The sequence below is a fragment of the Rhodococcus qingshengii JCM 15477 genome, assembly GCF_023221595.1.
Classification (GTDB): Bacteria; Actinomycetota; Actinomycetes; order Mycobacteriales; family Mycobacteriaceae; genus Rhodococcus_F; species Rhodococcus_F qingshengii.
In genome coordinates, this window is sequence record NZ_CP096563.1 from 186,673 (window position 1) to 213,218 (window position 26,546).

Genomic DNA, 26,546 nt, shown 5'->3' on the forward strand with positions numbered 1-26,546 from the left:
CACGGCGTGACGTCACTCGCGTATGTGCAAATCATTCTTCGGGTTTCCACCCAATAACATTCGTACACCGTCCGCAACAGTCCGGCTCAGGTAGTAATCACCAAAGAATAAAGTTTGGGAAACCGAACTTGCCCCGATCTAAGGGTAAGCTAATATGCGCAAATTCGTCGTAAAGGTGAACGGAACCTTAAACTTGCGCGATGCCCGCACCAGTTTTCCTCCCGGAATCACCAGAGGCGGCCGCGCCTCGGGTGAATCTTCCGGGCGCTGACCTGCTGCGAGCCCTGGCGGTTGCCGCCGTGATCTACTCCCACATCTCTTTCTACGTCATCGACGATCTCGGCTCGGGTTGGTGGGTGATCGACGTCGTCTACGGCGTTTTGATCGAGCCTGCCGAACTCAACCAGCACCTCTCTTTTGTCGGCGTCGCAGTATTCATGATGCTTACCGGTGCTCTGGTGACGCGATCCGCGATTCGCGACGGCCCCGGAAAGTTCTTGACCAACCGATTCAGTCGACTGCTGCCCGCATTCTGGGTGGCGACCGCGATTGCCATTCTTCTGGTCCGCCTCGGAATCAACGGAATGTTCAGCGGTCAGGAAGGTATTTCCGATACCGAAGCGTTGATGAGCTTTTTTCTCGGCGGATTCTTTCTCAAGCCCGAGGTAGCAGTTCTGGGAGTGACCTGGACACTCACCGTTCAATTCCTCTTTTATCTCGCATGTGTCGCGGCTCGCCCGATACTGCGGCTGCGACCGATCGTCATGCCGCTCGCCGGTGGTGCGCTGTGCTCGCTGGTGCTGCTCTACAACGTCTACGCGCCGCTGCCGTACACCGTGCCGATGCTGTCCAAGATCGCCGCGACGCTGCCGGCCGTCTTCCTCGGCCAGATCATGTACCTCGCGTGGGCGAAGCTCGCTCCCGGCCGCTGGCTGATCGCGGCCGTCCTCGTCCAGATGCACGTCATCATCGTGGCGACCCAGTTCCGCGTCTACTGGGCCGGTGAGCACTATCTGTGGACCATTTCGGTAGTCGCTGCAGCGGTAGTTCTCATCGGCCGCTACGACGGCGTCCCGACGCGCTGGCCGGTCGTGAAGTGGCTCTCGACGCGTAGTTACGTCATCTATCTCGTGCACACCCTGATCCTGTACCGCGTCGTCGAGAACACCGTTTTGTACGTCGGACCGACGCTGGCGTTTGCACTCTTCCTTCTGGCCACGGCCGCGGTAGCAGAAATCGGCTACCGGTGGGTGGAGTTGCCCGGCGCCCGCGCGATCACGGCGTGGCGAAACAGTCGCTCGCGCGTAGCATCGAAGCATGAGCTGGTACGACGACATTCTGGGACGAGCGTCCGCAAAATCCACGCTGATCGCGCCTGAGGACGCACTCCCGGGCCGAGAGCAGAAAATGCCGGTTCCGACCGCGCACTACGTCAACGGGCATCCGTTGACGCCGCCGTTTCCGGCCGAACTGCAGACCGTCGTCGTAGGGATGGGTTGTTTCTGGGGCGCCGAGAAGGAGTTCTGGCAGCTTCCCGGCGTGTACACGACCGCTGCGGGTTATGCGGGCGGCTTCACGCCCAACCCGACGTACGAAGAGACGTGCTCCGGACGTACGGGTCACACCGAAGTCGTGCTGGTGGTCTTCGATCCCGCAGTGATCTCCTACGAGCAGATCCTGGCGCACTTCTGGGAGAACCACGATCCGACGCAGGGGATGCGTCAGGGTAACGACCAGGGCTCGCAGTACCGTTCGGCGATCTTCACGACGTCCGCGGAGCAGGAAGAAATCGCTCATGCGTCGGCCGTCGCTTTCGGTGAACGGCTTGCCGAAGCCGGATATGGAGCGATCACCACCGAAATCGGTCCGCTGCGCGACTTCTTCTACGCGGAGGATTACCACCAGCAGTATCTGGCGAAGAATCCCGGCGGTTACTGCCCGGTGCATGCCACGGGCGTCAGTTGCCCGGTCGGATTGCTCCGTCAGGATCAGGTTCCGGCGCAGACGGACATCCTTCCGCCGAGCGAATAACTGGACAGGTGTTGGAGGACACATGTGATTCAGCTCGTTAACACTTGCAACTAGATGGAAACAAAGGGAATCTCGATGTAAGAGTGTGTCGTCGAGAGAACTGAGCTCACAATGTCAGGTAGTACGCGAGGAACTGCGTCGCTGCTCCGACGCACAATTCATGTAGGCCACGATCCGATGGTTCGCCGCAGTGATCGGATCGAAGGGTTCATGTCCTTCGGTCTGATCATTTTCGCGATTCTTCTCCTGCCTCTCGCGGTATGGGCAGGGGCTGCGACTGCTTCGAGCCAGAACGCACTGATCGCCAAACAATCCGCCGAATTACACAGTATTTCGGCGACGACGACAGCAGATTCGACGCAGACCACCGCCTCGACAGCCGATTACATTGCGCCGACCACCGAAATGGCCAGCGCGCAGTGGAACTGGAACGGCCAGGTTCACACGGGTGATGTCACTGTCGACTCGGCGACGCCCGCCGGCACCGAGGTCCCCATCTACGTCAATGATCAGGGCGACAAGACCGTAGCTCCGATCACTCAGAGCGCTGCCGACGTCGCAGCCGTGGTGACCGGGGTTTTCACCTGGTTCAGCGTGATGTCGCTGCTGGTCATCGCTTTCATGCTGGTGCGCGTCTTTCTCGACCGTTCCCGCTCGGCCCAGTGGGACCGAGACCTACGCGCGTTCCTCGACGCGAACGCGCTGTAGATCCCGGCCCATTCCTTACTGCAGTTGGGGCATGACCTCGCTTGCGACGAGTTCGAGATGATCCAGATCGGCGAGATCGAGAGTCTGCAGATACACGCGCTGTGAACCGGCGTCGGCGAAAGTGCCGATCTTGTCGACCAGCTCCGAAGGTGTTCCGGCCAGACCGTTCTCACGTAGCTCGTCGACGTCGCGTCCGATAGCCTCGGCGCGCTTCTTGATCTCCGCCTCGTCGCGGCCGCAGCACAGGACGAGAGCGTTGGAGTACACCAATTCGTTCGGATCGCGCTCGTGCTCGACGCAAGCCTGACGAACCCGCGCAAAGATGTCCTTCGTTTCCTCGAGGGACTTGAACGGGATGTTGAACTCGTTTGCGAACCGAGCGGCGAGCGCTGGAGTCTTCTTCTTGCCCGTGCCACCGATCAGGATCGGCGGACCGTCGACCTGGTGCGGTTTGGGAAGCGCGGGAGAGTTCTTGATCTGCACGTGCTTACCGTCGTAGTCGAACGTGTCGCCGACCGTCGTACGCCACAGACCGGTCACGACGTCGAGAGTTTCCTCGAGCAGTTCGAAGCGATCCTTGAGCGCCGGGAACGGGATGCCGTACGCCTGGTGCTCTTCCTCGTACCAGCCGGCACCGATGCCGAGGTCTACGCGGCCACCACTCATCTGATCGACCTGTGCGACCGAGATGGCCAGCGGTCCGGCGTGACGGAACGTAGCCGACGTCACCAGAGTGCCGAGGCGGATGGTGGATGTTTCGCGGGCGATTCCGGCGAGCGTGATCCACGCGTCGGTAGGCCCGGGAAGGCCGTCGGAATTCATGGCGAGATAGTGGTCCGAGCGGAAAAATGCGCCGTAGCCGAGTTTTTCGGCGGTCTGGGCAACAGTCAGTAGTTGTTCGTAGGTAGCGCCCTGCTGGGGTTCGGTGAATATACGCAGCTCCATGACTTCCACTCTGCCACTATTTTGTGGAGGTCGGGACGACGGCACCGACTTGTCCGGCGCCGAAACACAGCGTCAGTCCCGGCGTTGTCGGCGTGATCTTCACACTGTTTCCGTGGCCGACCAGGCGCACGAATGCCGAGTGCAAACCTTGGGTCACGGGTACCGATACTGCGTCACCGGACTCCAACGCAACATCGATCGTTCCGTCGGTGCTCGCGAGGAAATTGAGCTGAACCGTCCATTCCCAGCCGGCCAGGGGACCGTCGAGGGGGAGCTCGGTCGGGCCTTCGGCACGGGTGCCGCAGTTCGGCGCCGTTCCTTCGGGAATCCTTCTCGTCCAGGTCACTTCGGCATCGACGATCTGACCGCTGTCGTCGATGGTGCGCAGAATCGGAGTGCTGGAAGAGAATTCGGGGCGATCAGGCAGCGGCGCGAGAACGTTGCTTGCCAAATTGTTCGGAAAGGCGACGGGAAGGAGCACTTCGATCGCGACGGGTTGCTCGAGCAGTGGAGCATCCTGATTCTGTGACAACGACATTCGCGCGTTCGCGAGGTAGTCGCGGGTCGGGTTCTCGCGCCAGATGTCGACGAACGTGACGGTCGAGACGAGCGAACTGATCACGAAGAGCACTGACAGGCCGGCGGCGACTGCGACGGGCAAACGGGCCGGACGTCGCCGAGGCGCAGCGAGAATAAGAGCGGCGGCGAGGGCGAACACCGTCGCCGAATCCGTGAAGTAACGCAAGGTCTGCGCCAACTCGTACGTGGTGTCGGCGTCGGATCGGGTAGCGGTCATCGCCACCACGGAGGCCAGGAAGTACAGCGCCGCGGCAGCCCAGATCCAGGCAGCGCCGCGTCGGGCACGCACTGTCATCACGGCCGTCGTCAGCAGCGCGGCCCAGGCTGCGACCACCAAAAGCGTCGGCGGATCGGCCCAGGCGGGGCTGGGGATCCACCGCTCCCAGCGCCAGGGGCCGCCGAGAAGAGTGGGAAGCATCCCCAAAGACGTTCCGTGATGCAGCAGTTCGGTGGACATCGAACGGCCGTATCCGGTGATCGGAGATTCGACAGTTGTCAGATACACCGGAATCCAGAACGCGAGCACGGCGGCGGAGGCCGTCCACAGGAGTCGGCACTTCGTGACCGCACTTCGTATCGGCGTTCCTTCACCTTGTGTGCGCAAGTACAGCACCAGAAAAGCGAGTGCGACGAACGGAACGAGCACTGCTTTCTCGAAGAACAGCAAGGAGACGACAAAAACCGCGGTGCCCGAGAACACGTAGCGCACCTGCCCGGTGCGGTACAGCTTGATCGCGTCGCCGCATGCCCAGGCCAGCGCGATCTGGAGCGGCAATGCATTGAGCGCGGCTGCCCACCACGAGAACGCCGGAAGTGTCAGCGGGACGAACAGATACAGGATCAACGGAATCAACAGTGCCGGTCGCCGGCCGAGGACCAACCGAAGAGTGCGCAGAAGCGCCAACGACGCGGCGGCCTGACCGACGACGAGCAGTGCCGCCGACAGCGCCCAGTTGTACGGCGCGAAACGGGCGATCAACCCGGTGAAGAAGAAGGCCGCGGGCATGAAGTGACCGTCGTGGTCGTAGAGCAGGAGTTCGCTCGAGAAGAGTGGGAAGCGTCCTCCGCGGCCCATCAGGATGAGGTCGTCCCAGTAGAAGTAATTGCTCGCGGCAACCCAGATGCGAATGACGAGCTGACATCCGATCAACACGAACGCGAGCTGCGTGACCCGTCTCGGGGTGAACGTCAGAGTTGGCTCGGGCTGTGGAGAAGTCATCGACGGTCATGCTTCCAGGTGTGTCAAAAACCGACTTCTCATAAAAAGGGGATACCGGTCTTTTCTGTCTTTTCGGGAGCAATTTCTGAATGGATTGTGAACTTTGCCGGGATAAATGACGTCGACGCCCGAAAGTTCACTGACCTGCGGTGTCAAATTCATCCTCGAGCCTGTGCATCGTTCGCTAACACCTGTCAGCAAATTCTCAGGGTCTTGCCCGTGACCTGTGGATAAAGCCCGATTCATTCATCCAGAACTGTGGATGAACCTGTGGAAACTGTGGATAACTCGAGTTTTTAAGTGGCGGAGGTCACATTATTCGAACAATGCAGGTGAACGCGGTGGAGGTTCGATCACAAATCGGGAGTGAATCCATTTGCTGCCGTTACCGATACGGCGTGACAGAATCGAAGTTGTGAGTGTCGTTCAGGTCTGCGCCCGGTGCGCCGCACGCTGGCCTGTCGTCGGCGGCCCGACGCAGTGGTGCCCGCGCTGCAGCGGCGTCCTGCTGATCCCCACCCGCACCGAGATCTACCAACCGCCCAACCGCCGTGGCTTCCGCTGGATCGCGCGCTCCCCGTCCGACCCCCGCGGCGTGGGGGACGCACCAGTGCGTCGTAGCTTCTCCACTCCGCGCTACGACGCTGTCCCGCAGTGGGGACTCCAGGACGTCGTCGACACCTCACCGGTGCCGCCCTCGCGAGCGGACCGGATGGCCGACCGAGTCGGGCCGTTGCTGACGCTCGCAACGATCCTCTACGGACTGGCGGTGTTCGCCGAACTGGGCAGATACGCGATCCTGGTCCGCAACCGCACCAGGCTGATCCCGCAGCCGCTGCTCACGGTCTCCGACGCCGCCGTGTACTTCACTCAGTTGGGTGGACTGCTGATCTCGGTCTTCGCGGCAATCGCCGCTGTGTGCTGGCTGCTTCGTCGGCGTCGTGAACACTTCGCAGGTGCCCGGGAATCCGATCCACGCACAGCGTCGGAAGTTGTCGTCGGCTGCGCTGTGCCGATCCTCAACCTGGTGATGCCGGCCGTTTATCTCTTCGAGTTGGTCCGCCGCGATCCGCGCGGAACCCTGTTGGTCAAGATCTGGTGGGGCTTCTGGGCATTCAGCGCTCTGCTGCTGGTGGTCAACGCGTACTGGCGATCACGCCCGGGGATTCAGGCAATGGCCGACGGGGTTCTGCTGAACGCTTTCATCGCACTGATCGCTGCCGTCACCGCGGCGTTGACACTCGTCGTGATCCGCCGGATCGAGCGCAAGAGCTGGCGCGGTGAACCGGAATCGGAAACCCGGTGGGTGCCAGTGCCGCGCTCGGTGCTGGAAGAGAAGACGGTGCTGGACGAGAAGACGGTGCTGGACGAGAAGGAGACCGCTGCCCTGTGAGCCCAGATCGTCGAGGTCCACTCGTCGTTGCGCACCGAGGTGCGTCGGCTGCGCGGCCGGAGCACACCCTCGCCGCCTACGAACTGGCCCTCGAGGAGGGTGCCGACGGGCTCGAATGCGACGTCCGGCTCACCCGCGACGGACACCTGGTCTGCGTTCACGACCGCAAGGTCGACCGCACCTCCAGCGGGACGGGGATCGTCAGCGAGATGACGCTCGATTCGCTGACCGCTCTGGACTACGGGTCGACGAGCGAACCGGCCGAACTGCTGACTCTCTCCGATCTCATCACCCTCGCTCTGGATTTTGCGCGCCCGGTGAAGCTGTTCATCGAGACCAAGCACCCCGTGAGGTTCGGCGGATTGGTCGAAGCCAAACTCCTGGCGGAACTGCACCGCTTCGGGATCGCGTCGCCGCCGTCGGCCGATCACTCGCGGGCAGTGGTCATGTCTTTCTCGGCGAGTGCGGTCTGGCGGGTGCGTCGTTCGGCACCGCTGCTGCCGACGGTCCTGCTCGGTGACGCGTCGCGGTACCTCGGTGGCGGTGCGTCGACGGCTGTGGGCGCTACGGCGATCGGGCCGTCGATCAAGGCGCTGCGCGAACATCCCGATCTGGTCGATCGGGCCGCCGCTGCGGGTCGCGCGACGTACTGCTGGACCGTCGACGACAAGGCGGATGTGGACCTGTGTCGTGAGCTCGGGGTCAGTTGGGTTGCCACCAACCATCCCGGGCGCACGAAGCAATGGCTGGGCAGCGTGTAGATTTTGCCCTCGTGGCCAAGAAGAGCAAAAGAAACAGTGGACCGAAGCAGGGCAGCGCACGCGCAGAGAAGCTGGCGGCACGCCAAGCAGAGCGTGAAGCCGCTGCCGGCGTAGTCAGCCGCCCGTTCGAGGGCCTTGCCGCCGAGTGCGATCTGGTCGCGCTGCGTGAATTCGTTCCGTCCGCCACGGCTCCGTTGCCGGTCATCGGCTCCGACCGTCCCGTCACGTTGGCAACGGTCCTCCCCGGCGCTGTTGCCGCACTCGTCCGCGACGAGGGCGAGACGGCCACTGGATTTGTCGGTGTCCAGGTTCAGGCGCACTCGGCCGACCTCGGCGCAGACCTCGCCGCTTCGGTGAACTGGATCAAGGACGCGGCCCCCGGCGACGCGCTTTCTGCCGCGAACCCCGATTCCGAGACCCCCGCAGTCACCGCTGTCGTCGATCCCTCGGCCCTGCTCGACATCACCGTGCACCAGAACTTCAACTGGTGGATCCCCGAGGGCGTCGAAACCGATCCCGAGGTTGCCGCCACCGTGCAGCACGCCAACTCGGCGATCATGCCCTCTGCACGCCTCGAAGGCGACGGCCTCGTTGCCGCGTGGTGGGTCGACGCCGGCGAGAAGGCGCACCTGTGTTGGGTTCGTCCCGAGAGCGAAGACGACCTGATGCTCGCGCTGGCGCGCGTGCACGCGACCGGTGGACTGCATCTGGGTGAGGGCTCGCGCTACGCAGGCTCGTTCCGCACCCACGGCCTGTTGGTTCCCGTCTTCGACCTCGACCGCGAAAAGCATGCAAACGAGTGGGTAGCGGCAACCGTCGAGCTCGGTGAGCGTCTTGCCGAGGCTCTGGCCGTCGATGCTCCGCTGACCTCGGCCGAGCTTCGCTCGCGCGACGGACTTCGTGGTCGTCAGGTCACGCTGCGCTGATTTTTTCGCCCGAACTATAGGCGTTACGCGAAGTTACGGTTAATGTTGGTGACATGACCTTGTCGCATGACATCTCCGGTAGTGGTCCCACGCTTGTGCTCGTCCATGGCATCGTCCATCGACGGCAGGCGTGGGATTCGCTTTTGGACCAGCTGACGCCGTACCGCCGCGTCGTCACCGTCGACCTGCCGGGTCACGGAGAGTCGCTGCTGCCCGAACTCGGTCCGGACGTCATGGGACAGCTGATCGACGATGTCAGTGAGTTCGTCAAGGAAGTGACGCCGGCGGGGGAGCGTGCCCACGTCGCGGGAAACTCCCTCGGCGGCTGGATTGCCCTCTCGCTGGCAGCGCGCGGCGATGTCGCGTCGGCGACAGCTCTTTCGCCGGCCGGGTTCTTTGTCAATCACCTCGATCAGGTGCGAGCGATCAACACGTTCCGTGCACTGCGCGGCACAGCCAAGCTCATGGGTGACGGATTGCCACGCGCATTGCGGTACAAGCTGATTCGCTATCCGGCGCTCGCCGCGTTCTTCGCTCATCCGAGTCATGTCGGTTATGCAGCGGCGTTGGCCGACTGCCGTTCGCTCGTGTCGAACGAACTCGTCGATCTCGGTCTCGAGATGGACTTCGTGCTGCCGCCCATCGTGGATCCCACTGTGCCGGTGACGGTTGCGTGGGGTCGACGCGATCTCATCCTGCCCGTGTATCAGGCGCAGCGCGTGAAAAAGCCGTTCCCGCAGGCAAAGTTGATGGTTCTGCCCGGCCTTGGGCACGTACCGATGACAGATGCCCCCGAGCTGATCAGTTCGATCCTGCTGGCAGGAAGCGAACCGTTCGGCTCGAGGGCAAAATCCGTGAGTGCTGCAGGCTAGATGGTTCCGCCGGCTGCGCTCGGTGCACCGGTGGTGTCACCGACGGTGCTCATCTCGCGGGACACGAAGTCTTCGAGGTCGAACAGGTTGGCGCCTGCGCGGTCCGCGATGGTGAGAAGTGTTGTCATGCTTGCAACTTCCTCGACCTGCTCCTTGAGGAACCACTGCATGAACTGCTCGCCGAGGTAGTCGCCTTCTTCGCGGGCAGTGCTCGCGAGCTGGACGATCTGCTCGGTGACCGTCTTCTCCTGCGTCAGCGCGAGAGCGATGGGCTCGCGGGCATCCTTGAAGTCGGCCTTCGCGGCGTCGACGCCGGTGAGTTCGACATTGATGTCGCGATCGAGGAAATACTGAACGATCATCATTGCGTGGTTACGCTCTTCCACAGCCTGCTTGTAGAAGTGCTTTGCCAGCTGTGGCAGATCCGCATTGTCGAAGTAAACCGCTGTCGCGATGTACTGATGCGAAGCGTTGAACTCGTTGCGAATCTGGTCTCGGAGTAGTGCGTGGAATTTGGTCATGTGAGTCTCCCCAGAAGTCATGAATTCCAAGATAGTGCAGGTCAGAGGCCCTGTCATCCCAGTATGACCTTATTGTGGTAAGCGTTCCCAAACTAAAGAAGACCTAATTTTTCTTCGAATTCGGTGAGGTTATCGAGCCCGGTGAATTCGAATGTTTCATTTAGGAATGTCCATTTCACCAGGCGAGTTCCGCGCATTTACCGTCGCTTCCCTGTAGTTCCACCTGTACGGTGGCGTGCCCCAGTTCGAATACCTCGGCAAGCAAGGTTCGGGTTGCTGCGAGCACCGTTGTGGGATCGGCGTCACTGACCGCGGTGACGTGAACGGAAGCAACTTCCATCCCCGAGGTGAGTGTCCAGACGTGCAGATCGTGCGCGTCGACGACTCCCGGCAGAGCGTTGATCTTCTCGATGATCGAGGTGACGTCGATGCGGTCGGGAGCCTGCTGGAGGAGGATGCGAACGGCGTGGCGGCCCAGGTTGAAGGCACGTGGCAAGACGAAGAGGCCGATCGCGACGCCGATGACGGGGTCGGCGTAGCGCCAACCGAACGCAAGCGTGACCAAGCCGCTGACCAGGACGCCGATGGACCCGACCATGTCCGCCATGACTTCGAGGTAGGCGCCGCGGATGTTGATGCTTTCCTTCGCGCCGCTGCGCAGCATGAGGAAGGCGATGACGTTCATCGCCAGACCGACGACGGCGACTGTCGCGACGGGAAGGCCGGGAACCTCGGGCGGATCCGTGAAGCGGCTGGCGGCCTCGTAAAGCACCCACCCGGCGACTGCGAAGAGCAGGATCGCATTGGCCAGTGCCGCAAACACTTCCGTGCGGTACATGCCGAAAGTACGGTCGGGGCGCCGGGCGGCACGCTGTGCGACGAGGATCGCGGCGAGCGCCATGAAGATGCCGAAGATGTCTGTGAACACGTGCGCCGAGTCCGAGAGCAGGGCCAGTGACGAGGTGAAGAGGCCGACCGTCACCTGCAGCACGAAGGTCACCAACCCGAGGCCGGCGGCGATCCACAGTTTGTTGACATGCTTGCCGCTGTTGCTGGTCGCAGCCTCGGCGGGGGAGATTCCGTGCCCGTGTCCGTGTGACATCGAAGGTCCTTTCGTCGACGCCAGCCTAGACACATATGCATATATGCGCAATAGTGCATGTCTTAAAAACTATGCAACATAGTTGTAAGGTGGCGGCGTAGACCTTCATTTGTCATCGACGCGAGGACCGAGAAGTGGGAAGACATCGAAAATCCGAGCCGATCAGACCCGGCGGGCGCATGGCCGCGGTTTCCGTGGCGACGGGTGCAATCCTCGCGTCCGGCACTTCCATCGGGCACGCGTCGCCGCCGTCGGTCGTAGTCGAGGATGCATCTGCGGTGTCGGCGCCGGAGATCCTCGACCTTGTCCGGTCGACGGATCTTGCCGGAATAGCCGAACAACTCGGCAAGACGCGACAACTCGAATCCGAGCGAGCGGCGCTGGTGTACGAGGCCGAAAAGCCACAGGTGATGGCCCCCGTCAGCGGGACGATGACGTCCAACTTCGGTCCACGGTGGGGAACCACCCACTACGGTCTCGACATCGCGAACGCGATCGGAACGCCCATCGTGTCGGCGACCGACGGTGTTGTGCTCGAATCCGGTCCCGCCGCGGGATTCGGGCTCTGGGTCCGCATCCAGCAGGACGACGGGACCGTCGGCGTCTACGGACACATCAACGAGGCGCTCGTGGTTGCGGGTCAGAAGGTGCGGGCGGGTGAGCTGATCGCGACCGTGGGCAATCGTGGACAATCGACAGGACCACACCTGCACTACGAGGTGTGGCAACCTGACGGACAGAAGACCGATCCGCTCGCGTACCTGAATTCCCGGGGCGTGTCGTTCGGGGAGATGACCACGGGCGACTGAAGTTCTGTCACGACGCGATGGAGGAGCAATGCAGGGGCTTGGCGGACTCGAAGCCGAGGTCATGGATGTGCTCTGGCAGTCCGACGACGCGCTCTCGGTCAAGGATCTGGTCGAGACCCTGGGTGAGCGTCGACAACTTGCGTACACCACCATCCTGACCGTCGTGACGCATCTCTTCGACAAGGGCTGGGTGAGTCGTGAGAAGAAGAGTCGCGCCTACTTCTATCGGCCGAGTCGCAGCCGTGAAGAGGCCACATCCAGAGCACTGCGCGAATTGTTGGACAGCAGTTCCGATTCCGCTGCCGTGCTGTTGCACTTCGCCAAGACCATGACAGATGCCGAGAACGAGGCCCTGCGCCGGGGTCTTTCCGGGGAAGGTGTGCAATGACATTGGCGTTGCCGATGTTTCTCGGTGCGATGCTCGTGGGATTCCTGGTTCCGAGAGTGTTGCGAGCCGTTTCCTCGGCGTTGTCACCGGCGGTGCTGCTCGCGGCGTGGCTCGGCAGCATGGCGTCGGCTCTGTATCTCGCTCTCTCCGCGGTCTTGGTTCTGGTGTGGCCGAGCCACGCGCCGGTCGAGGGGCTGGTCGACGGTATCGCTCGGTGTTTCAGCGCCTTCGCGCACGGCACGAGTTCATGGGTGGGTGAACTGATCACCGGCACAGCCGTTGCTGTGGTGGGTGTGATCGCTGTTCGGATCGTGCTGGCCGGCCGCAAGCAGGCACGTGAGCACGCGAGGGTCCGAGATTTCCATCGTGATGTTCTCTCGATCGTCGCGCGCCGCGACAACTCGGAGTCCGACGTGTTGTGGCTGGATCATCCGCTGCCTATGGCGTACAGCGTCGCCGGAAAGCCTGGATTTGTTGTTGCGACGCAAGGCTTGTCATCCGCTCTCAGTGGAGGCGAGCGGGATGCTGTCCTCGCGCACGAGCGTGCACACCTGAGCGGCGGTCATCACCGAATTGTCGGTGCGTGCGAAGTCTTGGCCGCTGTTCTTCCGCGAGTGCCGTTGTTCGCGGCGGCACCCGCTGCCGTCGGCGCGATCGTCGAACTGTCGGCGGACAGACACGCCGCTCGCGTCACCAGCCCGGCTGCGGTGCGTTCCGCCCTTGCCGTGGTGTCGAAATCGCCGCTTCCTCAGCCGGACTGGAGCTTGAGCGATCGCGGCAGCGCGACCGCGGTGCGATTGAGTTCCCTGGTCGACGGCGACGTGGCGTCGCCTCGGCGACTGACCTGCGCGGTGGCGGCCTGTGTGCCGGCCGCTGTCACGACGGCCGTTGCCGCAGCCGTGACGGTGGCCGTCTCCGCGGGGATCTGCGCTGTTCTGACCTGATCATTCTCCCAAGGCCGAATCGATCTGGGCTTTCAACTGCTCGTAGCTCGGCATCTGGTCCAGCTTCACGTCGTTGAGGAACAGCGTCGGAGTACCTTGGACGCCGAGGCGTCGGCCTTCTTCGAAGTCGCGCTCGACCCGCTCGCGGACGCCGCGGCTGCCGAGGTCGGATTCGAATCGGGCCATGTCAAGTCCGAGATCTTGTGCGTAGGAACGGAACAGCGCCTCCTGTGATTCGGCGGATTCACCCCATTGCGACTGCGTCTCGTACATTCGCTTGTACATCTCGACGAATTTGCCCTGGCGAGATGCGGATTCGACGACCTGCGCCGCGAGAGTGCTGTTGGTGTGACTCGGAATCGGAAAGTATCTGATGCCGAACGTGATTCGATCCTCGTACTCCGCTCTGATCCGCTCCATCGTCGGGTACAGCGCGAGGCAGGCTTCGCATTCGAAGTCGAGGAACTCGACCAGGTTCACCTTGCCGTCGGCGGCCGAGGTCAATCGGTACGCGTCGTCGGTGAGGACGGCGGTGGATTGTGCTGCCCGATCGGCGTTCTCGTTGTCTGCCCGAATCGGATCGACGGTGATGAACGTGATCAGTGCTACCGCGAACACCGCGATCAGGGCGGCGGATATCTTCATGCTTCTGGACACTGCTGTGCACCTGTACCTTCCGTCGAATTCCTAAATACTATCCAACATAGTAGTTAGGTGTAGAGTCGACGGTACCCGCATGGAGACGAAGGAGGACCCGCCGGTGAAGCGTTCGTGAATGACACGCCGCCGCCGTCGATCGGGCAGATGCTGGAGTGGGATACCTCATCCCTCCCGCTTCTTCCTGCCCTGGGAGTTGTTCTTGCACTCTGGTATTGGACTGGCGCTCAGCGAGTTCGCGCGAGTGGGCGACCATGGCCGTGGCATCGGACAGCGTGTTTCCTCGGTGGGTGCCTGCTGCTGATCGCGGTGACCGGACTGAAGGTCGAGAGCTACGGCTACGAACTCTTCAGCGTCTGGATGTTCCAACACCTGACGCTCTCGATGGCGATCCCGCCGCTCTGGGTACTGGGCTCGCCGGGACTGCTGCTACTACGTTCGACGCCGCACCGAGGAATAGGAAAAGGCATTCTCGCGCTTGCCCTCTCGGCATTGCGCAGCCCGCCGGCGCGGTGGATGCTGCACCCCGGGTTCACGATCCCGGTATTTCTGTTCAGCTACTACGGGATCTACCTGTCGCCGATCTTCGACACCGTCTCGGCGTTACCGGCTGGACACGTCTTTCTCGAGATCTTCTTTCTCGCCAGCGGTCTGCTCTTCATCATGCCGGTGCTCGCCACCGGCCCACTGCCGGTGCGACAGAGCTACCTCGGCCGGTGTTTCGACCTGTTCGTGGAGATGCCGCTGCACGTGTTCATCGGCGTCGTACTCATGATGGCGACAAAGCCGCTGCTGACCACGTTCGTGGATCCGCCTCCGGAGTGGGGCGTGGACGTGATGCAGGATCAGCAGCTGGCGGGCGCCCTCGCGTGGTCGTACGGAGAGCCCGTCGCGCTGGTGGTGGTCGTGATCTTCGCGATGCGCTGGAACCGCGACGACAAACGGATGAATGCCGACCTGGACCGCCGCGCCGAGATCGACGGCGACAGTGATCTGGAGGCGTACAACAATTTCCTCAGATCACTGAACGCCGCCGAGCGGCCTGAGACTCGGTAGGCCGGTGGCCCTCAGACGCCGCCGCCGGCGGGCGTCGGAGCCATTGCGTCGGCAGCGGCCGGGGTGTTCATCTCGCGTGCGACAAATGTTTCGAGGTGGAACAGGTTGTCGCCGGCGCGGTCGACGATGGTGAGAAGTGTTGTCATGCTTGCCACTTCCTCGACCTGTTCCTTGAGGAACCACTGCATGAACTGCTCGCCCAGGTAGTCGCCGGTATCGCGCGCGGTGCGTGCCAGCTGCGTGATCTGCTCCGTGACCGTCTTCTCCTGCTCGAGTGCCAACTCGACCGGAGCCCGGACACTGTCGAACTTCGTCACGACGTCGTCGATGCCCGGAACGTCCACGTCGAGGTCGTTGTCGAGCAGGTACTGGATCATCATCATCGCGTGACCGCGTTCCTCGGTGGCCTGGCTGTAGAAGCGCGCGGCCATCTGCGGAAGATCGTGTGCATCGAAGTACACCGCTACCGCGATGTACTGCTGCGATGCAGTGAACTCGTTACGGATCTGCTGACGCAGCAGAGTGGTGAATTCGCTCGAGTTCTTCGCCTGTGTCATCCCAACAGGTTACTGGGTCGTCGCCGCTGAGAGGGAGCTACTTCTTGTCGAGCTGATCGATGACGAAGCCCACAGTTTCCGGTCGGTACCCGTAGACGAACGAGTCCTTTTCGCCGACGTACCAATCGCCGCACTGAAAAGAACTGCCCTTCTCGACCCCCGTCGGCCACCACTGTGCGGACAACGATGCGGGACGAGTTTCGACGGTGGGTCGTGCGATGCAGCTGTTGTGATCTATCTCCGCGATGTTCGCAGTCATTCGCAGGATGCGTTCGTTGCCGGTGGTGCGGATGACCTCGTCGATACCCGTTGCGCCGGCGGGAACCCAACTCGGCAGTGTGTCGATTCCGTTGGATGCTTGTGCAAAAGAGAAGGTTTCGGTTTTCTTGTACGCCTTGGAGTCGTCGAACTTCTCGAAGGTTCCGGAGCAGGACGTCACGAGTGCAGCAGCTCCGACGGCGGCGGCAACGACGGCGAGAGTGCGGAATCGGCGGTGTGTTGTGTTCATACCTTCACGGTATTTTTCGGCCGCCGATTCCGCGTCCTGCCGGAAAGCGATTTGTTCGCCGGGCTTGTCCTCCCGCGGTACTACCGGAACTCAGGGCGATTACCCCGTCGTGATCAGATCCTGTGGAATCTGCTGATCGTTGGCCAGGGCGTCGAAGAACTGCGAAGCGCGCGCCTTGTCCCACAACAACACGTTGCCCGACCCGTCCACGTCCTCGAAACCGGCGACCGGAACCGTCGTGGTGGTCATCCCGCCGCGAAGCGCCCAGGCGAGTGAGGCCAGATTCCAGATGTGATCGCCTTCGTCGACCTGTAGAGACTTGGCGGTATCGGAGACGAGTGGCCACAACCGGAACGGATTGAGGAACGTGGTCGGACTCGTCGCCTTCGACAGCAACGCCGACATGAACTGGCGCTGGTTGTTCATGCGGTCGAGGTCGGCGAGCGCCGTCGCGCGAGTTCGCACGAACCCGAGTGCATCCGAACCCTTCAAGTCCTGGCATCCGGCGGGGAGGTTGATCCCGGCCAGCGGATCGTCGATCGGCTGTGCCAGGCACACGTTGACGCCACCGACGGCGTCGACGATGCCGGCGAACCCGCTGAATCCGATCTCGGCGTAGTGGTCGATGCGAAGCCCCGTTGCCTCTTCGACGGTCTGCACGAGCAATGGAGCGCCACCGAAGGCGAAGGCGGCGTTGATCTTGTCGGAGCCGTAGCCGGGAATCGGAACGTACGAATCGCGAGGGATGCTGACCATGGTCGTCTTCCCACTTTTGGGGACGTGGACCAAGATGACCGTGTCAGTGCGCTTGGGACCGGTGTCACCGCCCGTCGCAAGGGCTTGCTCCTGCTCGGGGGTGAGCCCCTCACGACTGTCGGAGCCGACGATCAGCCAGTTCGTGCCCGGAGTATCGGCGACGCGTCCCGCGTAGTCGGGCAGCGCGTCGATTCGATTGAGGGAACTGTCGACGTAGTAGATCGCGCCGGCCAGCGCGAGCAGCAAGACCAACAACGTGATGCCGATACGTCTACCCCAGCTACGACGCTTGCGGGGGCGGCGCTGCTTCGGAGGTTCTGGAGGGCGCGGCGGGGCGTTCGGCGGGGTTCGGCGCGGCGGTGCGGGCGCATACTTCGCCTGGCGCTGCGGATCCTGACGCGGCGGCCCCTGCCTGCGCGGGTCGTCCTGAAACGGTTGCGGGCGCTGGGTCGGCGCCCAGTCCTCACGCCTGGGCTGCTGCGGCGCGTGTGGTGGGACCTGTGACCAGGCCTGATTGGCCGGATTCTGCTGCTGCGGGCGTCCGTCGCGGCGAATGACCGTCGGCCCTTCCGGCGGCATCGGTGGACGCCGCTGCGGGGGTGGGCCCTGACGGGGTGGATTCTGGCGTGGAGGGTTCTGCCTCGGAGGCATCGGTCCACGCGGAGGTGGCCCTGGCGGCTGGCGCCGCGGAGGGCGCTGAGGATATTCGGAGTCGCCGGTCACCAGTTCACGGTACCGGTCACGGCAGCCAGGAGACGTGATCGCGCAGGAGGGCGTAACCGATGAACGCCACCATGTCGATGAGAGCGTGGGCGATGACCAGCGGCCAGAGTTTCCCGGTGCGCTGCCAGTACCGGCCGAACACGAGCCCCATGATCACGTTTCCGACGCCGCCACCGAACCCCTGATAGAGGTGGTAACTGCCGCGCAGGAGTGACGACGCGAGCAGTGATTTGTTCTCGCTCCAACCCAGCGTTCGGAGGCGAGTGATCAGGTAGGCGACGACCAGCACCTCTTCGGCACCGGAGTTCGCGATCGCGGACAGTACGAGGATCGGCACCCGCCACCAGTGATCGTCGAGCGCACTGGCCTGGACGGTGAGGTTGATGCTCAGTGCCTGAGCCACGAGATAGAACAGCAGACCGGGGAGACCGATCACAGCGGCGAGGCCGAATCCCGGTGCTATGTCGCGCCCGAATCGAGGCTTGGGGGTCAGTCCCGCAGCACGTGGACCGATCCCCGAACGCCACAGTAGATAGAGTCCCAGCGCTGCCCACGCGAGAAGCTTTGCGACGCCCAGCAATTGGCGTGCCAGGTCGATCCAGTCGATGGCGGCCCGCGACGGGTTGAGTGCAACCGTCTGATCCGAGAGCGCAACCGGCGTCGCCAGGGATTCGGCGAGCGAGAGGATCCCGGACAATCCGCTGAGTCCGAACGTGACCAGCAGAACGATCGTGATCTCGATCCAGACTCCGCGTCTGGCGGCCGGATCGAGGGCCGGGCCGGCCGGGACGGGAGTCGGCGGCCGTAACCAGGTGCGGACGGTTTCGCGGGCATTCACCCGCGCAACGCTAGCCGTTTGATGCGCCGCCCGATCGGAGGCCGTTGAGGAAAGGGCACCCGACCAGCATGCGGATGGCGCGGCTCAGCGCGGGAGCGTCGTCGACGGGGTTGGCGAACGGCATCCACACGTCGCGGTCACCGGTGTGATCCTCGACCCGCAGGCGAAGTCCGTAGCGGTCGATGCCGAGTGGGCGAACGCGTCCGGTGCGCATGTACGGGGGAAGCTTGCGCACGAGCAGGTCCACGAGGTCGCGGTGGTCTTCGTCGAGATGCTGCAGCCATGCGGTCTCCATTTCCCAGAAGGGATCGGGGCTGGCGTTCAGCAGTTCGTCCACGGCGACGGGTTCTGCCCCCGTTGAATCAGCGACTACAGCCGAGGCCAGGCTCAAGCGAAGGAGAACCGAGGTGTGGCCGATGTCGAGGAGCCCCGGGTGGGGATGTTCGGATGCGACGTCGTCGGCGAGAACGCGTGCCTCGTAGTCGGGCACGGCGTGTAACGAGCCGCGAAGCCACACGAGGGAGCGCACGGGCTCACGCAGACGCAGTGGTGCGTGATCGGTGATCTCGAGGACGGCAGGCAGGCCGCCGCCGCCGGAGTTCCAGGCCAGGGCCGCAGCTGCGGAGGCATGTGGGACTGCAACGACGACGTCACCGTTCGAACGCAGGTGATGCACCGACGTGACGGTGGGATCGCTGCCTTCGATGGCGAGAACTGCGTCTTGTGCGCGCACACAGGCGCTGCGGACGCGTTCGGCGGTGGACGGGCCGGTGCTGGTCTTCGTTGCCATGCTGCCCCCTTGGCGGGTGTTCTCTCGAACTCCATCGGATGATGAGGTAACCCTAACCTAAGGCGATTCGGTGTGAATCGCAAGACTTTTGCGCAACTCGCGTGGAATCCGCCGCCTGCGCCGGGGTTACGGTTTGTCTGTGGCCATTCCTCTCTCACTCGGGCTGCCCGCCCCGAGAAACTCGCGCGGACTCCTCGAAGCACTCTTTCTCCCGGTTGTTCCGGCGTCGGTTCTGATCGGTGGCGAAGCAGCAGGCCGGGTTGTCGTCCGTCTCGATATCGATCCGGAAGAACTGCGTGCGGACACGGAAGCGTCGTACGAGGCCGTCCGTTTCGACGTCGACGTCACCACCGACCAGATCGACGACGCGATCGCGCTGCGCCTGCCCGCTCCGCTCGCTGTGTACGTCGACGGCGGCGAAGAGGATCTGACACCCGCCGAAGCGGCGCTGCGTCTGTGCGAAGGTGGCCGGATCCCCGGACTCGCCGCCGGTCTTACGCCCACCGAAGTGGCTGATTTCCTGGCGGTACTCGCGCACGAGTCCGTCGGTTTCGTAGCCCGCGCGGCCGACGGCGACGAGGTGATCGCCCTGCTGTGTGGCACCGTCGCTGCACTGCGCGGCGACGACGTGCGCGCCGCGATGGTCGATCCGAAGCCGGAAAAACTTGCCACGCTGATCCCCGAAGCCGCGTCGGCCATGCGTGAGGTGCTGCTCACGATCGAGGTCGCGGATCTGCCTGCAGTGGAAACGGCTTTGCGTGCCGCGGGTTTGCAGTGACCGGCGTGGGTCGGTGCGTAATCTTTTAGGCGTGCCAAGAATCGCGTATTTCGGTCCGTCGGGAACCTTCACGGAGATAGCTCTCGCCCAGTTGGAGGCTGAGGGCGCGTTCGGCGAAACCGTCGAGCGAGTACCGGCCGGCAGTCCGCCGGCGACTCTCGACATGGTTCGCGACGGTTCCGTGGACGGAGCCGTGGTTCCCTTCGAGAACTCGGTGGAAGGCGGCGTAGCTCCGACGCTCGATTCACTCGCTCTCGGTTCGCCGCTGCAGATCGTCGCCGAAACCGATCTGGACGTGAGTTTCTCCATCCTGGTTCGGGCCGGGACCACCGCCGATCAGGTCCGAACGATCGGCGCGTACCCGCATGCGGGCGCGCAGGTCCGCGGATGGATCGCCGAGAACCTGCCCCAGGCCGAGGTGGTGTTGGCCTCGTCCAACGCCGGTGCGGCCCTGGATGTGCAGGCCGGAACCGTCGACGCCGGTGTGTCCACGGCTTTGGCCGGTCAGATGCTCGGACTCGAGAGCCTGGCGGACAACGTCGCCGATGTAGGCGGCGCCCGCACACGTTTCGTGTTGGTCACCAAGCCGGCCCCGGTTCCGGCGCGGACCGGTGCCGATCGCACCGCGCTGGTGCTTCACCTCGACAACGCGCCCGGCTCCCTGGTGCGTGCACTCTCCGAATTCGCCGCTCGCGGTATCGATCTGACTCGGATCGAATCACGGCCGATGCGAACGGAATTGGGCACGTACCGGTTCTTCGTGGACTGCGTCGGACACGTCGAGGACTCGCTGGTGGCCGAGGCGATGCGTGCGCTGCATCGTAAATCCGGAGTCCGCTTCCTGGGGTCGTGGGCGACAGCGAATTCGACCGGGCCACAACCTCCTTCGGACGAAGAAGCGATTCGGTGGATCGACGAACTCAAGCATGGAGGGGGAGAACGATGACCGGAAGGCTCATCCTCGTTCGGCACGGTCAGACGGAGGCGAATGTCGCCAAACGTCTCGACACCGCACTACCCGGAGCAAAGCTCACGCCGGAAGGGTTGGCGCAGGCCGAGACGTTGGGCATCGGCCTGGCTTCGGCGCCTCCGCTGGCACTCGTATCGTCGTTGGCTTTGCGTGCCCGGCAGACCGCAGGTTTCGTGGAGCAGGCCGCCGGTGTCACTCTGGATGTGCGGGACGGATTGCACGAGGTGCAGGCCGGTGACCTCGAAGATCGTACCGACGAGGCCGCGCACCGACTGTTCATGGAGACGTTCCATCACTGGCACACCGGCAACCTCGGCGCTCGCATCCCCGGTGGTGAAACGGGATACGACGTCCTGGAGCGGTACGTCCCCGTCGTCAATGCGTTGCGCGAAGAATTTCTCGAAGGCTCACGAGACGGCGGCGACATCGTCGTGGTCAGTCATGGTGCGGCGATCCGTCTTGTCGCAGCCCAGCTTGCCGGTGTCCCCGGTCTGTTCGCAGCCAACAACCACTTGGCCAACACCGAGACCGTCGAACTGTTGCCTTCGGTCGACGGCGGTTGGGAGTGCCTGCGCTGGGGAACCGTCAACCCGCCGTTCGAGCATCGACTCATCCCCGGTGCCGACGACGTGATGGGCTGACGGCCGGCTTCACCACCAACCGGTCTGGACGCTCAGTTGGCGCCCGAGTTCAGCGGACAGAGTGCTCACGTAGCTGGCTGTCAGGTGGTGGGAATCGTGATACACCAACACATTTCCCTCCACGACGCGGCACAGCTCCGGTCCGCACACGCCGTCGCTGAGGTCGAGTAGACGGACGTTGGTCAGATCGCCGATTGCCGACGGCGCCGGATTGACGTCGCTGAGCATTTCGGACCGTGGCATCGCGCAGTGATCGGGTGACGTGGTTGTCGCCAGACAGTCGATCGCGCGGTAGGCGACGCCGTCGTGGTGCAGCCAGGGGGTATCGCGGATGGCGAGTACGTCGATACCGTCGCGCTCCAGTTCCTCCCACACGTGTACGTAAGACTCGGGCGTCACGTCGCCAGGGCCGTCGGAACTCGGCCTGGTTGCCGTCGTGAACACGAAATCGGGTGAGGCGTCGGCCAACTCGGTCAGTACTCCACGCGACCAGTCGACGCAATCCGGATAGTCGTTGTCCGACAACGTCTGCATGGAGTCGATGGTGAGCGGGCAGCCCATCTTCAGATACGTGTCGACGCGGAACCCGTGACTCTTGCCGAGTTCGTCGAGCGCAGTGAGCCAGTGCTCGGAGTGCGAACCACCCGCGAGCGCGATGGTTCTGTCTGCATCGGCGTCGCCGTAGGTGCAGTGGACGACGTCCCGCTCGAGAAAATCGGCGATACAGCCGTCGAGCGTACTGGCCGGAAGGTCCAGTGGCGCATCGAAGATCGAGGGAACCATCGACGCCTTGGGTACTTCGGCACCGTCGGTGAGCGCGAGTGCGCCGGGATGGGTCGGGAGGTCGAGGGTGTCGACTGCCCGCTGGCCCGTCGTCTGGCTGCTCGCGTACGACTGCCAGGCGACCGAAGCGGCGAGGACCACGGCAGCGGTGACGACGCATGCCAGGACGGTGTACCGGCGCGAGCGGCCTCCACGTTCCACCGGAACCTCGATCAGGCGCCGGAGTGCAAGCGCCCCCGCGACGGAGAGGGCGATGATCAGTGCCCCACCGAGCAGGCCGGCTTCGGGGCGTCCGGTGATCACGAGTGCAAACACCAGAATCGGCCAGTGAATCAGGTACAGCGCGAATGCGAACGAGCCGAGCCACGTCAGTGCCGGATGGGCAAGAGTCTTCGACGTCCAAGGCGTGTCGTCGCCGACTCCGGACAGGATCAGCGCAAAAGTGGCCAGCACCGGCACCAGCGCCCACGGGCCGGGGAACTGCTGGGCGCCGTCGAGCACTATGCCGCACAACAGGATCGACGAAAGCCCCGCCCAGCCGATCGTTGCTCTGACCGAGAACGGCAGGGATGCGATCTGCCGACTGCGTGTGCTGGTCATCAGAACGGCCAGCAGACCACCGAGGGCCAATTCCCACAACCTGGCGCCGGAGTCGTAGTACGCCCAGGCTTGGTGACGCGAAGATTTGGCGAGTGCGTAGAGAAAAGATCCTGCGGTCAGAACCAGAAGGGTGACCGCGAGTGACGGGCGGAAATAGTTGGGATTCACGCGTGAAGCGACATAAGCGATCACGGAGACCAGTGCGATGGCCAGGAGATAGAACTGACCTTGTACGGCCATCGACCACAGGTGCTGCAGGGGAGTGACCGAGCCGTCGGCGGCCAGGTAGTCGCTTGCGGTGCTGGCGAGCTGCCAGTTCTGGAAGAACCCGAGCACCGCGATCAGTTGATCGCCCAGATCGGCCCAGCGTGTGCGTGGCAGCAGCAACGCGGTCCCCAGTGCGGTCAAAATGCTGACCACCGCGATCAGGGGGAACAGCCGCAGAAACACCCGCCGCAGTGCCGGGACCGGGTTGAGTGAACCCCCGGCTTCGGCGCGTCGAACCAGTGAGCCGACGAAGAAGTATCCGGACAGAACCAGGAAGACGTCCACCCCGCCCGATACCCGTCCGAACCACACGTGGAACACGACCACCAAACCGATGGCGAGGCCACGCAGTCCGTTCAGGTCTTGTCGGTGCGGTGTTGTTGCCCGTTCTTCGTTCGGCCGGTCGATCGTGGCGACCGAGCCTTGTTCGCCCGGTGACGACGGTTGACGCGAGAACTGCATGCTGAAGTAAGGCTCCGGGCGTTGAAGGGACGCCCCGAGGTTACCCGGAAGTCTCCGGCGCCGATTCCTCGAGTTCAGTTACCAGAGCGTTCACGGCTTGTCGGAGGCGATGGGATGTTCCGGAACTGATGGACGTCCATTCGGTGCCGTCGGCGGCCCGAGTGGTCGAACCGACCAGCCGACCCGACAAGGTGTCGTACACAGTCACTGCGCCGGTCATGAGCGTCGTCGCTCCCAAACTGTGTGGTATTCCGACCAATTCGGCGAAGGCGGTGCATGTGACGATTGCGCTACCCAGTTGGCGCGCGTCGTCTTCGGGTATTCCGGCGTTGATCAAGGCCGAGGTTACGCTGCCTGCATCCGGGCCGGCGCCGAATGCCAGGCTGAGCATCTCGGTCGGTGCGTTGATCACGGCAATCGGCATTGCTTCGGCGCTGCCGAGCGCGGTGACAACGGGTGCAGTCGGTTCGGCGGTGACGCTGCGCAATGCGAACGAAGAATCAGTTGAAGTCGCTTCGACACAAAGGAATTCGCCCTGCGCGACGCAGAGGCGTGAAATGCTTCCGCCGACATGCCGACGCAGCGCCAACTCCCACTTGGGGTGGGTCAGGACGCGCAGGCGGGCACTGAGGTCGTGATGGATCTCCCCGCCGGGGAGGAGATCGCGCTCGGAGAGTGAATCTGCCGCGGACTGCATCGCCGTACGGTGAGCGCTCGCACTACCGTGAACCGTCGCGCCACCGAGAACCACGGGAAGCGCATCGAGTCCGAGTCGCTCACGTACATAGTCGATTTCGTCCTGTGACAGGGCGACGACAGGTAAATTCCACCCCTCAGGTGAGGTGCCGAGGTCCACCATCAATGCTCTGCAGTTTCGAGTGCGCCACCGATCACGGACGGGATGACTGTTCGGCCGTCGGCGAAGTGCTCGAAGTGCTTCAGGTAATCGGGTGTGTCGTGCTCGGTCTCGTCTTCAGATTGGGCCGCATGACGGCCGCCGGCGATCGGCGCAGATCCGCCTGCGGTTCGGGCCGGATCCACCTTGACGGTATCCGCGGTGCCCTGAACCGGCGAGGTCACGGGGTTCTGGCGCGTGGCGCTCTGGCCGGTGGAGGGATCAGGAAGAGCGTGCCGACCGGTGCTGCTGCTGCTCGACGACGAGCCCGCGATTGCTCCGACTCCTGTAGTCGCGGATGCTGCGCTGACCTGTGCCGGTGCCTGGCTTGCCGACGGGGTGCCGAACAGTGATGGTGTGGAAGCGCCGAGTCTTGCGCCGCCGAGTCCCGCGCCGCCCAGTCCGGTGAGTCCTGCTCCTGCCGTCGCGAGAGCTGATGCGGCAGTGGTGGCGCCTGTGACTGCGGTGGTGGTGGCGCTGGCTGCGGTGGCAACTCCACCGGAGATGGCACCGGCCTGTGAGGCAGCGGCGGCAAATACCGGGTTGGAAACTACGGATGCGACAGCAGCGGTGGCGGCGCGCACGGGATCCGCGATTGCGTCAGCGAGCGTGGATGCCGCTTGCACGACGGACTGTCGTGCGGCGCTGCCTGGGCTTTCGGCCGAAGCGGATGCCCCAGCTGTGGGTTCCGCGATGGACGGTGGTGAGTCGAAGTTCTGCTGCACGGCCAGATGGGCCGTTGCGGCGTCGTACGTTTCCATTGTCACCGCCGCTCGAATTTTGAGAGCTTCTTCGGCAGCCTCGGCTGCAGCGGCTCCGCCTACCAGCGCCCCGCCGATGGAATACGCGGCGACCTTGGCCGCTTGAACTGCTGCAATCTCGGCCAGGGACGGCATGGCGAGGGTGGCAACCGTGTACGAACCGGACTGCACATGGGCCTTACCTGCAGTTTCTCCCGCGAGCAACGCGGCAGCAGCAGCCCATTCCTGAAACGGCGCGAACTTGCTCAATGCGGCATCCGCTGCTTCTCCGGACCACCCGGTGCGAAGGTCCGCCATCACGCGAGAGATTGATGCAGCGGTGTCGGTCAGTCCGGACGACACGGTGGACCAGGCCCCGGCCGCCACGCCGAGAGGGACCGGCCCGGCTCCGGCGACCAGTGCTGCGGAGTTGGGTGCTGCGCCCCGTGGATACCAGATGACGCCGGTGATGCCGACCATTGTTCTTCCCCCCAGGAAGTGTGACTGTGTTGCCGAGTTACCGAGCTCGATTTCTGTCGATCAGATCGGTGCGGCTGCCAGGCTGGACTTGGTGAGCTGGTCTTCGAGCTCGTAGGCAGCTGCATTCTTGCGCAGAGCTGCCGCAGCCGCGATGAGCTCCTCGATTGCCCGATCGGTGGACGAGGCAAGGCTGCCCGAGATGGTGTTGAAGTAATTTGCCGCGCTACCGGACACTTCTTCGGATCCCGCTGGGAGAACGCGTAGCGTCGGCTGCGCAGTAGAGACGATTCCGCGCAATCGCGTCGCCGCAGACTCGAGTTCCATTGCGGCGGCAACTAGGGCTTGAGGGTCGACGTGCATAGTGCCGAACTCCTTCCTGACCAGGGCGGATAAGTGGTCGGGAGGCCGTGCGCACAGCCGTCGATATCCCCCCGCACATACTTTGATGCCTACCGCCCGCTTTTGGTTCCCCCCGAAATCGGACGACTTTGCCCTCAGCCCCAGCCGAGTTCGTGCAATCTGTCTTCTTCGATGCCGAAATAGTGCGCGATCTCGTGGATGACGGTCACGGCAACCTCGTGAACAACCTCGTCCTCGGATGCGCAGATGTCGAGTATCGAATCGCGGAAAATAGTGACCGTGTCCGGCAGGTACCCACCGTAATGAGAATCCCGCTCGGTCAGAGCGACGCCCTGATACAAACCGAGCAGCCCCGGTTCTTCCTCGTCACGTGCTTCGACAAGCACCACGACATTGTCGATTGCCTTGGCAAGTTCGGGCGGAATCAGATCGAGCGCCTCGCCGACCAGTTCCTCGAACCGGTCGGGCGTCATAGTTACCGTCATGG

The 26,546-nt window shown here is 63.4% G+C and carries 29 protein-coding genes; 14 read left to right on the forward strand and 15 right to left on the reverse strand.

The annotated features are described in order from the left end of the window. Positions 1-200: 200 nt before the first annotated feature. The 3 genes from M0639_RS00805 to M0639_RS00815 all read left to right on the forward strand — a co-directional run bounded on the left by M0639_RS00805 (position 201) and on the right by M0639_RS00815 (position 2,739). Entirely contained in the window at positions 201-1,379 is a 1,179-nt protein-coding gene (locus M0639_RS00805) for an acyltransferase family protein (protein ID WP_047272742.1), read from the forward strand. After that, positions 1,318-2,031, forward strand: a complete 714-nt coding sequence (gene msrA / locus M0639_RS00810) for a peptide-methionine (S)-S-oxide reductase MsrA (protein ID WP_020905733.1) — start codon at positions 1,318-1,320, stop codon at positions 2,029-2,031. The genes M0639_RS00805 and msrA overlap by 62 nt, the downstream gene beginning before the upstream one ends. Positions 2,032-2,142: 111 nt before the next feature. After that, positions 2,143-2,739: an Rv1733c family protein gene (locus M0639_RS00815; protein ID WP_223304488.1), complete on the forward strand. Its 597-nt coding sequence runs from the start codon at positions 2,143-2,145 to the stop codon at positions 2,737-2,739. A gap of 15 nt (positions 2,740-2,754) precedes the next feature. Here the strand turns inward: M0639_RS00815 and M0639_RS00820 are convergent, their stop codons facing one another. Continuing rightward, entirely contained in the window at positions 2,755-3,684 is a 930-nt protein-coding gene (locus M0639_RS00820; RefSeq protein WP_003944174.1) for an LLM class F420-dependent oxidoreductase, read from the reverse strand. 16 nt (positions 3,685-3,700) lie between these two features. Next, positions 3,701-5,482, reverse strand: coding sequence for a hypothetical protein (locus M0639_RS00825; RefSeq protein WP_064073604.1), 1,782 nt, complete (start codon positions 5,480-5,482; stop codon positions 3,701-3,703). 415 nt (positions 5,483-5,897) lie between these two features. Between M0639_RS00825 and M0639_RS00830 the strand changes: the two genes are divergently transcribed. The 4 genes from M0639_RS00830 to M0639_RS00845 are packed head-to-tail and all read left to right on the forward strand — an operon-like array spanning position 5,898 to position 9,434. Further along, entirely contained in the window at positions 5,898-6,875 is a 978-nt protein-coding gene (locus M0639_RS00830; protein WP_063315271.1) for a DUF4328 domain-containing protein, read from the forward strand. After that, entirely contained in the window at positions 6,872-7,636 is a 765-nt protein-coding gene (locus M0639_RS00835) for a glycerophosphodiester phosphodiesterase (protein ID WP_042920594.1), read from the forward strand. The genes M0639_RS00830 and M0639_RS00835 overlap by 4 nt, the downstream gene beginning before the upstream one ends. Positions 7,637-7,647: 11 nt before the next feature. After that, positions 7,648-8,562 carry a DUF5926 family protein gene (locus tag M0639_RS00840; RefSeq protein WP_064073663.1) on the forward strand — a complete coding sequence of 305 codons (915 nt, stop codon included), beginning with the start codon at positions 7,648-7,650 and terminating at the stop codon, positions 8,560-8,562. 53 nt (positions 8,563-8,615) lie between these two features. Further along, positions 8,616-9,434: an alpha/beta fold hydrolase gene (locus tag M0639_RS00845; protein ID WP_003944129.1), complete on the forward strand. Its 819-nt coding sequence runs from the start codon at positions 8,616-8,618 to the stop codon at positions 9,432-9,434. Here M0639_RS00845 and M0639_RS00850 read toward each other — a convergent pair. Together M0639_RS00850 and M0639_RS00855 are read right to left on the reverse strand one after the other, a co-directional pair. Then, complete coding sequence (locus tag M0639_RS00850) at positions 9,431-9,976, reverse strand: ferritin (protein WP_030535839.1); 546 nt, start codon at positions 9,974-9,976, stop codon at positions 9,431-9,433. The two genes, M0639_RS00845 and M0639_RS00850, sit on opposite strands and share 4 nt — an antisense overlap. Before the next feature lie 154 nt (positions 9,977-10,130). Continuing rightward, on the reverse strand, positions 10,131-11,057 hold the full coding sequence (locus M0639_RS00855) for a cation diffusion facilitator family transporter (RefSeq protein WP_007735998.1): 927 nt from the start codon (positions 11,055-11,057) through the stop codon (positions 10,131-10,133). Between the two features lie 179 nt (positions 11,058-11,236). On the opposite strand from M0639_RS00855, the gene M0639_RS00860 reads away from it, so the two are divergent. Genes M0639_RS00860 through M0639_RS00870 form a run of 3 tightly spaced genes read left to right on the forward strand, consistent with a single transcriptional unit; the run spans position 11,237 to position 13,198 of the window. Then, positions 11,237-11,866 carry a M23 family metallopeptidase gene (locus tag M0639_RS00860; RefSeq protein ID WP_064073603.1) on the forward strand — a complete coding sequence of 210 codons (630 nt, stop codon included), beginning with the start codon at positions 11,237-11,239 and terminating at the stop codon, positions 11,864-11,866. Positions 11,867-11,894: 28 nt separating this feature from the next. Continuing rightward, positions 11,895-12,254 (forward strand): BlaI/MecI/CopY family transcriptional regulator, encoded by a 360-nt coding sequence (locus M0639_RS00865; protein ID WP_030535838.1) that lies wholly within the window; start codon positions 11,895-11,897, stop codon positions 12,252-12,254. Beyond that, positions 12,251-13,198 (forward strand): M56 family metallopeptidase, encoded by a 948-nt coding sequence (locus tag M0639_RS00870; RefSeq protein WP_007736002.1) that lies wholly within the window; start codon positions 12,251-12,253, stop codon positions 13,196-13,198. Before M0639_RS00865 ends, M0639_RS00870 begins: the two co-directional genes overlap by 4 nt. Here M0639_RS00870 and M0639_RS00875 read toward each other — a convergent pair whose 3' ends face one another. Beyond that, positions 13,199-13,843, reverse strand: coding sequence for a DsbA family protein (locus tag M0639_RS00875; RefSeq protein ID WP_030535837.1), 645 nt, complete (start codon positions 13,841-13,843; stop codon positions 13,199-13,201). It lies immediately after the preceding gene. Between the two features lie 126 nt (positions 13,844-13,969). On the opposite strand from M0639_RS00875, the gene M0639_RS00880 reads away from it, so the two are divergent. Then, positions 13,970-14,911 (forward strand): cytochrome c oxidase assembly protein, encoded by a 942-nt coding sequence (locus M0639_RS00880; RefSeq protein ID WP_042920585.1) that lies wholly within the window; start codon positions 13,970-13,972, stop codon positions 14,909-14,911. A gap of 11 nt (positions 14,912-14,922) precedes the next feature. On the opposite strand, the gene M0639_RS00885 is transcribed toward M0639_RS00880, so the two are convergent. The 5 genes from M0639_RS00885 to M0639_RS00905 form a co-directional block, all read right to left on the reverse strand. Further along, positions 14,923-15,468, reverse strand: a complete 546-nt coding sequence (locus M0639_RS00885) for a ferritin (RefSeq protein WP_003944176.1) — start codon at positions 15,466-15,468, stop codon at positions 14,923-14,925. A 37-nt stretch (positions 15,469-15,505) separates the two neighbouring features. Next, positions 15,506-15,976, reverse strand: coding sequence for a hypothetical protein (locus tag M0639_RS00890; RefSeq protein ID WP_042453189.1), 471 nt, complete (start codon positions 15,974-15,976; stop codon positions 15,506-15,508). A gap of 99 nt (positions 15,977-16,075) precedes the next feature. Next, a complete protein-coding gene (locus tag M0639_RS00895) occupies positions 16,076-17,311 on the reverse strand; it encodes an LCP family protein (protein WP_231915073.1) in 1,236 nt (411 codons plus the stop codon). A gap of 160 nt (positions 17,312-17,471) precedes the next feature. After that, a complete protein-coding gene (locus M0639_RS00900) occupies positions 17,472-18,293 on the reverse strand; it encodes a CPBP family intramembrane glutamic endopeptidase (RefSeq protein WP_003945405.1) in 822 nt (273 codons plus the stop codon). Between the two features lie 10 nt (positions 18,294-18,303). Continuing rightward, positions 18,304-19,083 (reverse strand): DUF2470 domain-containing protein, encoded by a 780-nt coding sequence (locus M0639_RS00905; protein ID WP_003945406.1) that lies wholly within the window; start codon positions 19,081-19,083, stop codon positions 18,304-18,306. A gap of 139 nt (positions 19,084-19,222) precedes the next feature. On the opposite strand from M0639_RS00905, the gene M0639_RS00910 reads away from it, so the two are divergent. Genes M0639_RS00910 through M0639_RS00920 form a run of 3 tightly spaced genes read left to right on the forward strand, consistent with a single transcriptional unit; the run spans position 19,223 to position 21,472 of the window. Next, on the forward strand, positions 19,223-19,861 hold the full coding sequence (locus M0639_RS00910; RefSeq protein WP_064073602.1) for a hypothetical protein: 639 nt from the start codon (positions 19,223-19,225) through the stop codon (positions 19,859-19,861). Positions 19,862-19,892: 31 nt separating this feature from the next. Further along, positions 19,893-20,807 carry a prephenate dehydratase gene (gene pheA / locus M0639_RS00915; protein ID WP_007736017.1) on the forward strand — a complete coding sequence of 305 codons (915 nt, stop codon included), beginning with the start codon at positions 19,893-19,895 and terminating at the stop codon, positions 20,805-20,807. Next, positions 20,804-21,472, forward strand: coding sequence for a histidine phosphatase family protein (locus M0639_RS00920; protein ID WP_064073601.1), 669 nt, complete (start codon positions 20,804-20,806; stop codon positions 21,470-21,472). The genes pheA and M0639_RS00920 overlap by 4 nt, the downstream gene beginning before the upstream one ends. A 9-nt stretch (positions 21,473-21,481) precedes the next feature. Here M0639_RS00920 and M0639_RS00925 read toward each other — a convergent pair whose 3' ends face one another. The 5 genes from M0639_RS00925 to M0639_RS00945 all read right to left on the reverse strand — a co-directional run bounded on the left by M0639_RS00925 (position 21,482) and on the right by M0639_RS00945 (position 26,544). After that, positions 21,482-23,584 (reverse strand): acyltransferase family protein, encoded by a 2,103-nt coding sequence (locus M0639_RS00925; protein ID WP_064073600.1) that lies wholly within the window; start codon positions 23,582-23,584, stop codon positions 21,482-21,484. 40 nt (positions 23,585-23,624) lie between these two features. After that, complete coding sequence (locus M0639_RS00930) at positions 23,625-24,443, reverse strand: ESX secretion-associated protein EspG (RefSeq protein ID WP_003945407.1); 819 nt, start codon at positions 24,441-24,443, stop codon at positions 23,625-23,627. Continuing rightward, positions 24,443-25,699 carry a PPE domain-containing protein gene (locus M0639_RS00935; RefSeq protein WP_064073599.1) on the reverse strand — a complete coding sequence of 419 codons (1,257 nt, stop codon included), beginning with the start codon at positions 25,697-25,699 and terminating at the stop codon, positions 24,443-24,445. Before M0639_RS00935 ends, M0639_RS00930 begins: the two co-directional genes overlap by 1 nt. A 60-nt stretch (positions 25,700-25,759) precedes the next feature. Next, positions 25,760-26,059 carry a PE family protein gene (locus M0639_RS00940; protein ID WP_042920574.1) on the reverse strand — a complete coding sequence of 100 codons (300 nt, stop codon included), beginning with the start codon at positions 26,057-26,059 and terminating at the stop codon, positions 25,760-25,762. Between the two features lie 134 nt (positions 26,060-26,193). Continuing rightward, a complete protein-coding gene (locus tag M0639_RS00945; RefSeq protein WP_007736028.1) occupies positions 26,194-26,544 on the reverse strand; it encodes a metallopeptidase family protein in 351 nt (116 codons plus the stop codon). Positions 26,545-26,546 lie beyond the last annotated feature (2 nt).